A 14620-nucleotide genomic window follows, 5' to 3' on the forward strand; every position below is an offset into this window, starting at 1 on the left:
GTTGTGCCGTGGAGCGACGTACCGCGATTCGTCAGAAGCGGTAGCCCACACCCATGCTGAACAGCCACGGATCCAGGCTCACGTTCGAGACCTTCACACCGGCCGCCTTCACATCGCTCGACAGCCACACCTTCTTGACGTCGGCATTGAGGAACCAGTTCTTGGTGAGCTTGTAGTCCATGCCGATCTGCAGGGCCGGCGCCACGCTCCAGCTGTCGAGCGACAGCGAATTGTTGGCAATGTCGGCACCCCAGATGCGCGTGAAGTTCAGGCCAGCGCCGATATACGGGCGGAAGGTGCCGTTGGGAATGAAGTGATACTGCACCAGCAGCGTCGGCGGCAGATGGGTGAAGGAGCCGATCTTGTTGCCATCCAGGTAGACGTTCTGCTTCTGCGGCACGGTCAGCACCAGCTCGGCGGCGATGTGCGGCGTGAAGAAGTAGGTGACATCGAGTTCCGGAATCCACTTGTTGTTGACCGTGATGCGGTCCGAGGCGCCAACGCCGCCGATCGGGTCGGACTTGCCGGCCATGTCGAGATAGGTGCCGCGCAAGCGCACCATCCAGTTGCCCTGCGCTTCATCGGCGGCAGCGGCAGGCGTTGCGGCAACGGCGCCGAGCACGGCAAGGGTGGCAATGGCAGTGGTGCACAGACGGATATGCAGGTGCTTCTTCATGATGGTTGGCTCGTGTTTTAGGAAACTTCACGCACAGTTTGGCGCAGCGTTTCCGGTTGAGCCTTGACCGAAAGCAAGAAGATGGGCATCGGTGGCGCGCGCATGCGCATGCGTCGCCGCGTTGCTACAGTCCCGGCCCGCGCTGGGCTGCTTGCGCACGAGCCGCGCAGCGCGCTTTCGCATTTCCAATCCCGGGCCGGGCTTCTAAGGACATGCGCAAATATTCGTGGCGGCAAGTTTGCACCCGCCTTACGCTGTGCACACAGTCAAGCAACGAGCATGTCGTGGGCGTCCCGCAAGGGCGTCTTTCCGGGTGTGCCCCGTGGGGGCGGGGCACACCGGTTTTTCTGCGCCGAGGCCTTGAGTCCGGGCGCGGGCGGCATCAATCGGCCAGGGCTTGCTCGCGCCGCACTTGGCTGGCCGCAAGCAGGTGGCGGTTTACGCCCGACACCACGGCCTTGAGCGATGCCGTGACGATACTGGCGTCGATGCCAGCGCCAAAGCCCGTGGCGGAGTCTCCTACCCGCACTTCCACATAGCAGGCCGCGGCAGCATTGGCGCCGGACGACAGCGCGTGCTCGTGGTAATCCATCACGCGCACCGGCATGTCCAGCGCGCCTTTGAGGCCGCTGACGAATGCATCGATCGGGCCGTTGCCCCGGCCGCGCGCGCGCAGCGCTTCGCCATCGCGCAGCAACGCCACTTCGATCTCCACCTGGCCGTCGTTGCCGGACACCATCTGATGGCCCATATAGCGCAGCGGCGCCTCATGTTCGAGATATTCGCGCTTGAACAAGCCATACAAGTCATCGGCGCTGGCTTCGAGCCCGCTCTCGTCTGTCATCGACTGCACCGCGCGGCTGAACTCGATCTGCAGGCGGCGCGGCATATAGATGCCGTGCACCTGTTCCAGCAGGTAGGCCATGCCGCCCTTGCCGGACTGGCTGTTTACGCGAATCACCGCATCGTAGCTGCGGCCAAGGTCGGCCGGGTCGATCGGCAGGTATGGCACCTCCCAGATCGCATCCGTCTTCTGCTGCGCGAAGCCCTTGCGAATCGCATCCTGGTGCGAGCCGGAGAAGGCCGTGAAGACGAGGTCGCCCACATACGGGTGGCGCGGATGCACGGGGAGCTGGTTGCAATCCTCCACGCATTGGCGCACTTCATCGATGTCGGAAAAATCGAGCTCGGGGTCCACGCCCTGCGTGTAGAGATTCAACGCCAGCGTCACCAGGTCGACATTGCCGGTGCGCTCGCCATTGCCAAACAAGCAGCCTTCCACGCGATCGGCGCCCGCCATCACGGCAAGCTCGGCGGCTGCCACTGCGGTGCCACGGTCATTGTGCGGGTGCACCGACAGTACGATGCCTGCGCGCCGTGCAAGATGCCGGTGCATCCATTCGACCTGGTCGGCGAAGATATTGGGTGTGCTGCATTCCACCGTGGTCGGCAGGTTGAGAATGAGCGGGCGCGTGGCGCTAGGCTGCCAGATCGCGGATACCGCATCGCAAACCTCGAGCGAGAAATCCAGCTCGGTCATGCTGAAGGTCTCGGGCGAGTATTCGTAGGTCCATGCCGTCTCGGGCATGCCGTCGGTCAGCGCCTTGATCAGGCGGGTGCCCGCCAGCGCGATCTCCTTGACCTCCTCGCGGCTCGCACCAAACACGATGCGGCGAAACGCGGGGGCGATCGGGTTGTAGAGGTGCACCACGGCGCGCGCGGCGCCGCGCACGGATTCGATGGTGCGTTGTATCAGGTCTTCGCGCGCCTGGGTCAGCACCACGATGGTCACGTCGTCCGGGATGCGGTCTTCCTCGATCAGCATCCGTACGAAATCGAAATCGGTCTGCGAGGCCGAGGGGAACGCCACTTCGATCTGCTTCAACCCGATCTTGACCAGTTGCTCGAAGAAGCGGAGCTTGCGCTGCGGGTTCATCGGCTCGATCAGGGCCTGGTTGCCATCGCGCAGGTCCGTGCTCATCCAGACCGGCGCGCGCGTGATGCGCTTGGCGGGCCAGGTTCGGTCGGCGATATCTACGGTAGTGGCAGGGCGGTATTTGGTGGCGGGGTTGCGCAACATCATGACGGTTCTCCTTCCTCGCGGGAAGATGCAAGAGACAAAAAGCAAAAAGTAAAAGGCAAAAAGCAGGACGCAAGATCGCCAGAGCGTTGAAACGCTCAATAGCGAAGGCGTCAGAAAGCCGATGCGGAAAAAGGGTGGCGCGAGGCTGCCGAACTGCCACTAGGCACTAGGCCCGGCAACCGATCAGTAGGTCTAGCAGTAGCGAGGAGGAAAGACGCGGCGCCGACAGGGCCGGTGCAACTAGAGCAATGGCGGTACCCAGCGCGCGACCTGCTGCCGGCACGCGCACGGCTGCAGCGATGCGGGAGGCATCGGCGGCGCGGCGGTGGAAGCAGGTGGCTTGGTGCATTGCGTGGTGTGTGGGAAGCGGTGCGGATGACGCGGATGACGCCAATTACCAAGGTGCGTCGATCACTTGTACTTGTCATGCATGCCGAGCCCGCTTTTCAGCGGTCGGCATCCGGCAAGAATAGTCGAGAACGCGAACGGGCGTCAAGGACGAGTGCGCGGGTCCCCTGCGGATAACCAGTTGGCCAGCCACCTCCGCCTGGCCATCGGCACGGACTTGTGACTGAGCCCAGGCGTGCGTCAGCGTACATAAGCGCCGAACTCTCAGCCGTTTGGCTGGTACAGCAGCTTGCACATCGTGACTAGCCTAGAAAGCGCGTGACTGTCCAATTCCGCCATTTACCTGTCCGGTCGCGCCAACCAAACGAGTCTGGCCAGCGGCGCCCTGCTTCCGCTTTTGTCGGCAGGGGGCCCGGGATTTAACGCCATACGGGGAGACATCATGAGCAACACCAAGATGTGGCCAGCATGGCTGGCCTGCGCCGCCATGGCATTGCTGATGGCGGGCTGTGGCGGGGGCGGTGGCGGCTCGGGCGCTGCATCGCCCAGCACCGCGAGCACCGCGGCGGATACCACCCCGGTGAAATACTCGGTGACGCTCACGATGACCTCGGGACAGGTCGGGGTGGGCCGCAGCATCTCGATGTCAGCCTCGGTGGTGGACAGCAAGGGAGCGGACGTAACGTCGTCCAGCACCTTTGCCTGGACTTCGTCCAGCAACGCCATTGCCACCGTGGTGCCGGCCGCAAACGCCAGCGCCACCATCACGGGTGTGGCGGTGGGCACGGCCACCATCCAGGTGGTGGCCACCATCAAGACGGCGGACAACAGCACCACGCAACTGCCCGCGCAAACCGCCACGGTGGCCGTGCAGCCCACCGCCGTCAGCTACAACCTGGCACTGTCGAATCCGGTCCTGTCGCTGGTTGACGGGCAGGTGCAGCCGGTCACGGCGACGCTGGTCGATGGCAACGGCAGCGACGTCAGCGCAGCCGTGCACGACTGGGCCTGGGCCAGCTCGACTAGCAACGTGCAGGTCAGCGCCGCGCAGAATGCCGCATCGCTGACGGGCGTCAACAGCTCGGATACCGCCGCCGCGGTCGGCACCGTCACGGTCTCGGTCACCGCGCCCAACGGCATTGCTGTCAGCGGGCAGATGCTGGTGACGGTGCAGAAGAACACTGGCTACACCTACCGGCTCGAGCTTTCACAAGGGGGCGTGCCCATCAACGCGCTGTCGGTGCTCAACGGCTATCCGCAGGTCTTCAACGCGCGCGTGATCCGCAGCGATTCGCATGATTCCACCGCGGATTTCGACGGCACCTGGAGCTACGCCGCCACCTCGCCAACGCTCTCCGTCGCGCCGGATCCGGCCACGCGGCAGGCCACGTTGAGCACCAGCATCGTGATCGGCACGCCCACCGTGCAGAGCCTGCTGCAGGTGAGCGCGGCCAGCAGCAAGATAGCGGGCACGCCCAAGGCCAGCCTGACGGTGACGGAGCAGCCGAAGTGGGCGCTGGTCTATAACGGGCCACAACCGCTCAAGCTGCTGCTGTCGCTGCCCGTGCCGATTCCCGTCACCGCCACGCTCAAGAACTTCGGCGCGGATGTTCCCTATCTTGGCTGCACGGGCTGGAGCTGGGCCAGCAGTGCCAACGTAGCGTTCGCGGGTGGCGTCAATGCTGCGCAGATCGTGGTGACGCCCTTGGCGCTTGGCGATTTCACGGTGACAGCGACCTGCACGGCCGGCCCTGAACTGCAGCCGATTTCCATCACGATTCCGGGAACGGTGAGCTGATGCGGCGCCCGGCATGTGTTCCTGCCGCGCGTCGTTGCAACTGCCCGCGCTTGTTTCTCTGTGGTTTCAATGATCCGTCGCCAGACGGCCGCCTGATGGAGATCGTGCCGCGCAGGTGCGGACGAGGGGGGGAAAGCGGGAGGGAGGAGGTGCCGAAGACGCTGTGAACCAGCGCGGCGAACCCAAAGCGTACCCGTTTCTGCGTGGATCAAAAACGTGGCTAGCGATGGGTTTGGGGGCGTATCAGCGCTTGGCCACGAAGCGGATGATCTGCTCGCCGGCCTGTTGGGCGGGCACTTGCTGCGCGCTGTCGGTGGTGCTGGAGCCGCAGGTATTGCAGCCGCCGCTGTCGCAGCCGCTGGCGCAGCCGGCCGCTGCCTGCGGTGCCAGCCAGGCCACCGCGCGCTGGCGCCAGCCGGTGGCCGCGGTGCCGCCCAGGCGCGCCGCCAGCCCGCTCTTGATCCGTTCACGGGTGCGCGGTGCATAGCGAGCCAGCACGGAGAGCGTGCAGCCCAGCACGATCAGCGGCACCAGCAGGGTTTCAAAGGCATGGTAAAGGCTCATGGCTGCAATGTCCTCGCTTTAGCTCAGCATCAGGGTGATGCGGTACGTGGCAAAGGCAGCCAGGTAGCCCAGGCCCGCCAGGTAGGCCGTCGAGGCGGCCATCACCTTCCAGGAGCCGGTTTCGCGCCGGATCACCGCCATCGTGGAGATGCATTGCGGCGCGAACACGTACCAGGCCAGCAGCGACAGCGCCGTGGCGAGCGACCATTGCGCGGCGATCATCGGCACCAGTTGGCTGGCCATGGCGTCCTCGCTGCCGGACAGCGCATAGACGGTGGCCAGCGCGCCCACGGCGACTTCGCGCGCGGCCAGGCCCGGCACCAGCGCGATGCAGATCTGCCAGTTGAAGCCGATCGGGGCAAAAACATGCTCCAGCGCCCGGCCGATCATGCCGGCGAAGCTGTAGTCGATGGCCGGGGCGGTGGCGCCGTCCGGCGGCGACGGAAACGTGGCCAGGAACCACAGCAGCACCGTCAGCGTCAGGATCACCTTGCCCACGCGGGACAGGAAGATGCGGGCACGCTCCCACAGGCCGATTGCCACGTCGCGCGCATTGGGGATGCGGTACGAGGGCAGCTCCATCATCAGCGGGTGGTCGGTGCGGTCGCGGCGGAAATACTTCAGCACGTACGCCACCACCAGCGCGCTCACGATGCCCGCCACATAGAGGACGAACAGCACCAGGCCCTGCAGATTGAACATTCCCATCACCGTGCGCGCCGGGATGAAGGCGCCGATCAGCAGGGCGTACACGGGCAGGCGCGCGGAGCACGTCATCAGCGGGGCCACCAGGATGGTCGCGAGGCGGTCGCGCGGGTCCTGGATGGTGCGCGTGGCCATGATGCCGGGAATCGCGCAGGCAAAGCTGGAGAGCAGCGGGATAAAGGAGCGGCCGGACAAGCCGGCGCCCATCATCAGGCGGTCGAGCAGGAAGGCGGCGCGCGGCAGGTAGCCGGATTCCTCCAGCGTCAGGATGAACAGGAACAGGATCAGGATCTGCGGCAGGAACACGACGACGGCACCCAGGCCGGCGATCAGGCCATCCACCAGCAGGCTGCGCAGCATGCCCTCGGGCAGATGGCTGCCGACGATCTCGCCGAACCAGTGCACGCCGCCCTCTATGCCGTCCATCAGCGGGGCGGCCCAGGAGAACACCGCCTGGAACATCAGGAACAGCAGCACGGCCAGGATCGCCAGGCCGAACACCGGATGCAGCAGGATGCGGTCCAGGCGGTCGTCCATGGCCGCGGTGCGTGCCGGCATGGTCACGGCGGCATCCAGCAGGCGCTTGACCTCCTGGTGCACGTCCAGGTCGGATGCCGGCTCGGGGGCTGCAGCCGGCACTTCAGGCAAGGCCGCGTCCAGTGCGGCCAGCAGGCTGGCGGCGCCATCGCGCTTGACGGCAATCGTCTGGACCACCGGCACGCCGAGCGCGGCGGCCAGCTTGTCGCGGTCGATGTGGATGCCGCGCTTGGCCGCGGCATCGCTCATATTGAGCACCAGCACCATCGGCAGCCCGAGACGGCGCAACTCCAGCACGAAGCGCAGGTGCAGGCGCAGGTTGGTGGCATCCACCACTGACACCAGTAGTTCGGGGCGCGGCTCGCCCGGGCGCTTGCCCAGGCAAACGTCGCGCGTGATGGCTTCGTCCAGGCTGGCCGCGTGCAGGCTATAGGCACCCGGCAGGTCCAGCACACGCACCTGGCGGCCGGCTGGCGAAACAAAATGGCCTTCCTTGCGCTCGACGGTGACGCCAGCGTAGTTGGCCACCTTCTGGCGGCTGCCGGTCAGGCGGTTGAACAGCGCGGTCTTGCCGCAATTGGGATTGCCCACCAGCGCAACGCGCAATGCGGGACGCTGGGAAGCGGAAGTCGGGTTGGCGACAGACATATTCTTGGCAGGTGCCCGGTCAGGCAGCGGAGCGTTTGGCGGCGGGCGCGTCGGGCTGCGCTGCCGGCGTGATGCTGGAGACGGAAGCGCTCACCGCTTCCACGGTGATGCGGGCCGCTTCGGCGCGGCGCAAGGCAAACCGGGTAAAGCCCACCTGGGCGACAAGGGGATCCATGCCGAACGGTCCCAGCGCAATGACCTGTACGGCTTCGCCCGGCACAAAGCCGAGTTCGCGCAGGCGGCGTGCTATTGGATCGTTAGGAGAATTGTCATCGATTGACACGATGACAGCGGCGGTGCGCCGCGGAAGTTCAGACAACCGCATGTGGCTTCCAGTCCGTTGGCGCGAGGCACGGCACGCAGTCGGCAAACTCACACCAGGGTTGGTAAATGAAAATCGTTCCTATTGTAGCCGATTTGCATGCGGGCGTTTCGATTTCGCGCCGTTGTGCTATCAGTGCGCCATGCATGCATGGCGCACGACAATGCCGGCGGTCTGCAATCGCCCCATAGCGCACGTCGGGCAACAATCGGTTACGCCCGACCATGCGGCACCCTGTGCGGGTGCCGCGCCCTGCTCACCGTGCCGCAGCCCGCCCGGCCTAGAACTTGTGCCGGATGCCCGCCACCGCGCCAAGCTGGTTCAGGCCGGGGCCGATGCTGGCCTGGATGCCGTTCAGGCCGACACGCGAACCGTCCTTGTTCTTGACGTATCCGAGCGTCAGGTAGCCATCGGTGCGCTTGGACAGCGCGTAGTCCAGCGTGCCGACAAGGCTCCAGGGATCTTGCGCGCTGCGCTTGTCGTTCATCACGTAGGCCGACGCACTCAACGTCAGCGCTGGCGTAAACGCATAGCTCGCGCCGAGCCAGAACAGATCGTTGCGGCGCGCGGCCACGGTGGGGGTGCTGCCAATGTCGCCGCTCAGCCAGCGATAGCCCGCGAACACCTTGGCGCGAGCGAACGCGTAGCTGCCGGCTACGGCAATGCGCCGGTCGCGCTGCGCCGGGTTTTGGCCGGACAGGCCGGTGGTGCCCTGCTGCTGGTCGTAGATGATTGTGGCCCCGGCGTTGCCCGTGGCGTATTCCAGCGCGGTGCTCCAGGCGCGGTCGTTCCGTGCGTTGCCGGCGGTCTCGCCCGTGATGGTGCTGGTGGTGCCTATGGTTACGGAGGTCCCGCGCGCGAACGCGTACATCGCGCTTGCCGTCAGCCCGCCGAACTTCCCTACGTACTTGGCGGCGTTGTCATAGCGTCCCGCGAGTGAGCTATCCATCAGGAACGCGGAGTAGCGCGGCGCGATGGCCATGGCGTCGTAGTTGATCAGGATGTCGTAGAGCAGGTTGTTCTGGTGGCCCGCGGTGATCCGCCCATAGGGCGTGTTCAACCCGGCATAGGCCTGCCGCCCGAACAGCCGGCCGGCCTGGCCCAGCGTGCCCGCATCGATATCGAAGCCGCTTTCGAGCACGAACAGCGCGCTGGTGCCGCCGCCGAGGTCTTCCGTGCCGCGCAGGCCCCAGCGCGAGCCGGACAGATTGCCCGAAGCCATCCGGGCGAGGGCGTTGCCGCTGGCGTCGGCGTGGGTGAGGTATTCGACGCCGACGTCGGCGACGCCATAGAGCACCAGGCCGGACTGCGCCCAGGCGGAGGCGGACAGGGTGAGTGCTGCGATGGCGAATGCGAATACGGGCGTCAGGCGGGGGACGTCTTTCATTGCCTTGATTTCCTTCATTTCCTTCATGTCTTTTCCTTACGGCAAGTGCAAACGCAAGGCGCAAGCGGTCGCACGGGATCCGTGATGGCCGTGGCGTAGCGGTGCTGCAATGGGAATGGGTGGGGCGGGCGGCGCGCGTTGCCCCGTGGGTCTCAGTTGGCCTTGGCGACCTCTAGCAGGCTTCTGTCGGCTTCTGTGAGTTTTTGTTAGCTTTTTGCGGGTCTTAGTCGACCCGCAGGCCGATCTGCGCGGCGAGCTTCTTCCAGCGCTCGATGTCGGTGTTCACCACTTTCTGGAATTCCGCCGGGGTGCTGCTGGCGGTGGCAAATCCCAGTTGGGCGAGATTGGCTTTGACCTCCGGCTTGGCGACGGCCTTGGCGATGGCCGCGTTGAGCTTTAGCACGATGTCCGGCGGTGTGTGCGCCGGGGCCAGGATGCCAAACCACTGGTCGACGTCATAGCCACTGACTCCAAGCTCGCTCACCGAGGCCACGTCGGGCAGCAGCGGCGACCGGCCTTTGGAGGTGACGGCCAGCGCGCGCAGCTTGTTGGCCTTGAGGTAAGGCACCGTGTTGCTGAGCGTGTTGATGCTGACGTCGGCCTGGCCGCCCAGCACATCGGCGAGCGCCGGAGCGCAACCCTTATAAGGCACGTGCAGCAGGTCGATCCTGGCCGAGATCTTGAGTAGCTCGCCGGCAAGGTGCTGGGGCGTGCCGTTGCCGCAGGAGGCGTACGTCGGCGGCTTGCCCGAGCGCCCCGCTGCCAGCAGGTCATTGAACGTCTGGATCTTGGAAGAAACGGGTACGGCGATGACGGATGGCACGGATGCCACGGAGATCACCGCGCTGAAGTCCTTGCCCGGATCGAACTGCAGGTTGCGGAACACACCGGGGTTGATGGCAAAGCTGCTGTTGACAACCAGCAAGGTATAGCCGTCCGACGGGCTCTTGGCGACGTACTCGGCGCCGATATTGCCGCTGGCGCCCGGCCGGTTGTCGACCACCACGGGCTGGCCCAGGCTGCGGCCCACCTCCGTGCCGATCACCCGCGCCAGCGTGTCGGTTCCCCCGCCCGCCGGGAACGTCACCACCAGCCGGATCGGCTTTTGTGGAAAGTCGCCGCCGATATTGGCGCTCGCCTGCGCGGGCAGGCCGAACAGCGTGGCCCCCAGCAAGGAGATCGATGCGAGACTGCGTACCACGGATAAGGATGTCATTTGTTGCCTCATCGGTTGAAGGAAATGATAGATCAGTGCGCCAGTGCAGGCGGCGCGCTCGGACGCGCTGCTAGTCCCGCCGGATACGAATCGGTGGCCCGGCGAGCTCCGCCGAAGCGTGGGCCCGTACGCCCGCCTCCAGATCGCTGGCGGTCTCGGCGTGGATCCTGAATAGCGGTTGCCCGGCAACGAGCCGGTCTCCCACCGTGCACAGCAGGTCCACGCCAGCGCCAGGCCGGCGTGGCGCGCCGGCGCCGCGCGCAATGCCAGCGATGGCAAAGCCGTTGATGTCCGCGACGACGCCCGCCGTGCTGGCCGGTACGGTGTGGACATGGTGGCCCGGTGCATCCGGTGCCGCCCTTGCGCCCTGCGCGGCCACGATCCGGTCGAATGCGGCGCTTGCGGCCCCGCAGGCAAGCAATTCGCCCGCAATCCGCCGCCCCTCGGCGGGAGATCCCACGGCCGGGTCGAACGCAAGAATCTGTCCGGCAAAGAACAGGGCCTTCTCGCGCAGGTCCGCGGGCGCGTCGGGGCTGCCGTTGAGTACCTGCAGCACATCCCGCACTTCCAGTGCCGGGCCTACGCCGCGCCCGATGGGTTTGCTGCCGTGCGTCGCGAACGCGCGCACCTGCATGCCCAGCCCCGCGCCCACCGCTTCGAACAAGACGCCCAGGGCTTGTGCTTCGGCTTGCGACTTGAGCTTCGCCTGCGGGCCGAAGGGCAGGTCGACGATGACGTGGGTCGAACCCGCTGTGTATTTCTTGGAGAGGATGGATGCCACCGACCACCGGTTGGCGTCCAGGCCGAGCGGGCGCGTAATGGCATTCATCACATCGTCGATAGCCGAGTGATTAAGGCGGCCGTTCCAGGCAATGCAGGCCCGCGCTTGCTCCACGCAGCGGCGCACGTCGTCGATGTCCAGGTCCACCCGCGCCACCGTCTCCATGGCCTCGGCGGTGCCGGCCGCGGAGGTGATCGCGCGCGACGAGGTCTTGGGCATCGCCAGCCCGAACGCCGCGACGATCGGCACCACGATCAGCGTGATGCGGCTGCCCGGCACGCCACCCATGGAGTGCTTGTCCACCACGATGGGTTCGTCCCAGCCGATCCTGGGGGCAAAGCGCGTGCGGGCACGAGCGACGCTGACCACTTCCGCATCGGTGAGGTGCTGCGAGGCAGCCACCAGGAACGCGGTCAGCTCGATCTCCGTATAACGGCCCTCCACCGCATCGCGCAGCACGGCTTCGTACTCGGCCTCGCTCAAGGCATCGCCGCGCAGCTTCTTGCGCAGCACGTCGCGGCTGACGGGACCGGGAATCCGGCGCAGGCGCACGGTGCTGCCGGGCGCAACGCCCAGGCGCTCGAAGAGGGCATCGGACAGGCCGATTTCTTCGTCCTGCAGCAAGCCCGGGCTCTCGACCACATGCAAGGCCGTGGGGATCTCCGTCTTTTCCGAGCGCACCGCCATGCGGGCTTGGCCCGCGGCATTGGCGGGCGACACATAGGCAATGTGCGCGTCGCCGGTGGCGATCGGCATGCGTCTTGCCTTGAGCGGCGTCGACGCCGTGTGCAGCGCTTCCAGGAAGCGCGCGATGCCCACCTCCATGGCCGCGTCGTTCGATACGCAGACGCTCGCCACGCCTGCGGGAATCGGATTGGGCATGCGCTCGAGCCTGCGCAGCACCGCGTCGCCGGATTCGCGTCCGCGCGCGGCAATGCGCTGCGCCAGCACCTGCAGCGGCGCCGTGACATGGATGACGACGAAGTTGCGCAACTGGCCAGCCAGCGCGGCAGCAATGCCGCGCGAGCCGTTGGCGATGACGTGCCGGCCGCGCTCCAGTTCATCCAGCAAGCCGGCCGGCAGCCCATAGCGCAAGCCATGCGCTGCCCACGTGATCAGGAAGGCGTTGGCCGCCTCGCGCGCCGAGAATTCGGCCTCCGTCACGCCCTCGTGGTCCTCGCCCGGCGAACCCGTTGGCCGGGTGATGACGCGCCTGGCAAACACATAGCGCGGATCGGCCAGCAGCGCCGCCCTGGCACCGTCCATCAGCGAGTCCTTGCCCGCGCCGCTGGGGCCAACCACGAGGAAGAAGGTGCCGACAGCTTGCACGGGCTTATCCCGCGTGGTGGAGACCGCCGCCAAAGCCGATGGCCCGACGCGGTTCGGATGGGGGGAGGCTTCCAGGCTGCTTGTGCATGTGTCGTTCCAGGTCTCGGGGTTCTTCATGGTCATCCTCTTCTTTCTCTTGGTCCCATTCCTGGTCCCATTTCGTCGACTGTGCCGCGTATGTCCTCAGACAATATGCTTAGATATCGAAGTACAAAGGCAATGCTAGCACCAGATGAAACCTTGTCAAGATAAGTTCGACATCTAAGAATATGCAAGAGTCGGGCCATCGCCGGGAAGGGCCGTATCCACGGCCTGTGGCGGGGATTCCAGCAATGTCTAGCAGGGAAATCCCTCTGCAGGTGCGTTGCTGCATCGTCGTGGCGCAAGCCCGCACTGATGTAGTGAGCACTACATTCGGTCGAAGAAAAATGGTTAGCTGGCGAATATCCGCCGGGAGAGCGGCGTGGCGGAACATACGGCCGCTTTGCTAACGCGTTATCATGTTTTCCATCTTCGGGCGCGGGCATGGCCGGCGCCGACAAGAACTCCCACACCGTCTTATGGCCACTTCAAAACTGACTGAAACGCAGGTGCCCGCCCAGCCGGGCGACATCGCCAACGAGCGCCTGGCGCATATGGTGAAGGACGCCGCCCGGGCCTATATCCGCGCCCTGCAGATGCGCCTGGCCGAACACACGGTCTCCTATGGGCACTGGACCATCCTGCGGATCCTCTGGGATCACGACGGTTTGTCGCAGCGGGAGCTGAGCGACCTGGCGGGCGTCACTGAGCCGACCACGTTCGCGGCGGTCAAGGCGCTGGAAGCGCTGGGCTATATCGAGCGCACGCACCTGCCCGGCAACAAGAAGAATGTCCATGTGTTCCTGACCAAGACGGGACGCGCCCTCAAGCGCAAGCTGGTGCCGCTGGCCGAGGAGGTCAACGAGATCAGCGTGGAGGGGGTCTCGGCCGAGGACGTCGCGATTGCGCGCAAGGTGCTGATTGCCATCAACCGCAACCTGGCCAAGGATGAGGAAGAGGCCCAGGGCACGGCACGGCGTGTGCCATCGACGCGCGAGCTGGGGCGGCTGCTGGCGGATCTTTGAGCCAGTGACGGCGCTGGCGGCGAGCGCGGCATAAAAAAAGCGCGCAAGGCAGCAGCCAGGCGCGCGTCAAAGTGGCGGGAAGGAGTGACTCCCGCTCACACGGTATCTTTACACCGCCTGTTCACGGCGCTTGTTCACACCGCATCGTCCAGCCCGATATCCACGGCCGGCGCGGACTGGGTGATCTTGCTGGTGGAGATGTAGTCAACGCCAGTCTCGGCGATGGGGCGGATGGTCTCCAGGTTGATGCCGCCGGACGCCTCCACCTTGGTGCGCCCGTTGACGATGGCAACGGCTTCGCGCATGTCGGGCACGGACATGTTGTCCAGCATGATCACGTCGACGCCCGCCTTCAGGGCTTCATGCACCTGGTCCAGCCGGTCGCACTCCACTTCCAGCTTGGTCAGCACGGGCAGTTGCCGGCGCGCGCGCTCCACGGCGGCGGCGATGCTGCCGCACACGGCGATATGGTTGTCCTTGATCATCACGCCGTTATCGAGCCCCAGCCGGTGGTTCAGGCCGCCACCGCAGGTCACCGCGTGCTTCTCCAGCACGCGCAGCCCCGGCGTGGTCTTGCGGCTGTCGATCAGGCGCGCCTTGGTGCCGGCAATTGCCTCCACGTAGCGGGCGGTATGGTTGGCGATCCCGCACAGCCTTTGCATGATGTTCAGCGCCGTGCGCTCGGCGGTCAGCACGCTGCGCGCCGAACCGCTCACGGCGATCAGGATGGCGCCCTTGGCGACCTTGTCGCCATCGCTCACGCGCACATCCACATGCAGCGACGGATCGTAGCGGGAGAACACCCGGGCGGCCACATCCACACCGGCGATCAGCATCGGCTCACGCGCATTCATATAGAACGAACCCGTCTCGCCCTTCTCGATCATGGTGTGGACCGTCAGGTCGCAGGCGCCGATGTCTTCGGTCAGCCACAGGTCAATCAGCTTGTCGGTTGCAAATGGGTCGTACATGCTTGGCTCCAGGGTTCCGGGGGTCCGGTGGGTTGGTGTCGCGGTCTTGATGTGAATGCAAAAAATACTTAGATATCGAAGTACGTATGGCAATCCTAGCAGTTGCCGTGGCCTTGTCAAGTAATGTTCGACATCTAAGAATAATTTCG

Annotated in this window: 11 protein-coding genes; 2 read left to right on the forward strand and 9 right to left on the reverse strand. The window is 65.5% G+C overall.

Annotated elements, in window-relative coordinates; genetic code table 11:
- Nucleotides 1–31 precede the first annotated feature (31 nt).
- The gene (locus AC1RQK_RS32235; RefSeq protein WP_492375549.1) at nt 32–676 is read right to left on the reverse strand and encodes an OmpW/AlkL family protein; all 645 of its coding nucleotides are present in this window, start codon (nt 674–676) and stop codon (nt 32–34) included.
- Between the two features lie 382 nt (nt 677–1058).
- Nucleotides 1059–2756, reverse strand: coding sequence for a 2-isopropylmalate synthase (gene leuA, locus AC1RQK_RS32240; protein WP_492375565.1), 1698 nt, complete (start codon nt 2754–2756; stop codon nt 1059–1061).
- Between the two features lie 793 nt (nt 2757–3549).
- Here leuA and AC1RQK_RS32245 point away from each other — a divergent pair.
- The gene (locus AC1RQK_RS32245) at nt 3550–4905 is read left to right on the forward strand and encodes a hypothetical protein (RefSeq protein WP_492813453.1); all 1356 of its coding nucleotides are present in this window, start codon (nt 3550–3552) and stop codon (nt 4903–4905) included.
- 243 nt (nt 4906–5148) lie between these two features.
- On the opposite strand, the gene AC1RQK_RS32250 is transcribed toward AC1RQK_RS32245, so the two are convergent.
- The 6 genes from AC1RQK_RS32250 to phnN all read right to left on the reverse strand — a co-directional run bounded on the left by AC1RQK_RS32250 (nt 5149) and on the right by phnN (nt 12394).
- Nucleotides 5149–5469: a DUF6587 family protein gene (locus AC1RQK_RS32250; RefSeq protein ID WP_492375551.1), complete on the reverse strand. Its 321-nt coding sequence runs from the start codon at nt 5467–5469 to the stop codon at nt 5149–5151.
- 18 nt (nt 5470–5487) lie between these two features.
- On the reverse strand, nt 5488–7359 hold the full coding sequence (gene feoB, locus AC1RQK_RS32255; protein WP_492375552.1) for a ferrous iron transport protein B: 1872 nt from the start codon (nt 7357–7359) through the stop codon (nt 5488–5490).
- Nucleotides 7360–7378: 19 nt separating this feature from the next.
- Nucleotides 7379–7684 (reverse strand): FeoA family protein, encoded by a 306-nt coding sequence (locus AC1RQK_RS32260; protein WP_492375553.1) that lies wholly within the window; start codon nt 7682–7684, stop codon nt 7379–7381.
- A 277-nt stretch (nt 7685–7961) separates the two neighbouring features.
- The gene (locus tag AC1RQK_RS32265) at nt 7962–9068 is read right to left on the reverse strand and encodes a porin (protein WP_492813456.1); all 1107 of its coding nucleotides are present in this window, start codon (nt 9066–9068) and stop codon (nt 7962–7964) included.
- Between the two features lie 223 nt (nt 9069–9291).
- Nucleotides 9292–10284, reverse strand: a complete 993-nt coding sequence (locus tag AC1RQK_RS32270; RefSeq protein ID WP_492375555.1) for a tripartite tricarboxylate transporter substrate binding protein — start codon at nt 10282–10284, stop codon at nt 9292–9294.
- Nucleotides 10285–10354: 70 nt separating this feature from the next.
- Nucleotides 10355–12394 (reverse strand): phosphonate metabolism protein/1,5-bisphosphokinase (PRPP-forming) PhnN, encoded by a 2040-nt coding sequence (phnN, locus tag AC1RQK_RS32275; RefSeq protein ID WP_492813520.1) that lies wholly within the window; start codon nt 12392–12394, stop codon nt 10355–10357.
- Nucleotides 12395–12954: 560 nt separating this feature from the next.
- Here phnN and AC1RQK_RS32280 point away from each other — a divergent pair.
- A complete protein-coding gene (locus AC1RQK_RS32280) occupies nt 12955–13500 on the forward strand; it encodes a MarR family winged helix-turn-helix transcriptional regulator (protein ID WP_174426145.1) in 546 nt (181 codons plus the stop codon).
- A 134-nt stretch (nt 13501–13634) separates the two neighbouring features.
- Here AC1RQK_RS32280 and nadC read toward each other — a convergent pair whose 3' ends face one another.
- Complete coding sequence (gene nadC / locus AC1RQK_RS32285; RefSeq protein ID WP_416051251.1) at nt 13635–14471, reverse strand: carboxylating nicotinate-nucleotide diphosphorylase; 837 nt, start codon at nt 14469–14471, stop codon at nt 13635–13637.
- Between the last annotated feature and the right edge of the window lie 149 nt (nt 14472–14620).

This window comes from Cupriavidus sp. GW822-FHT02D05 (assembly GCF_058802485.1).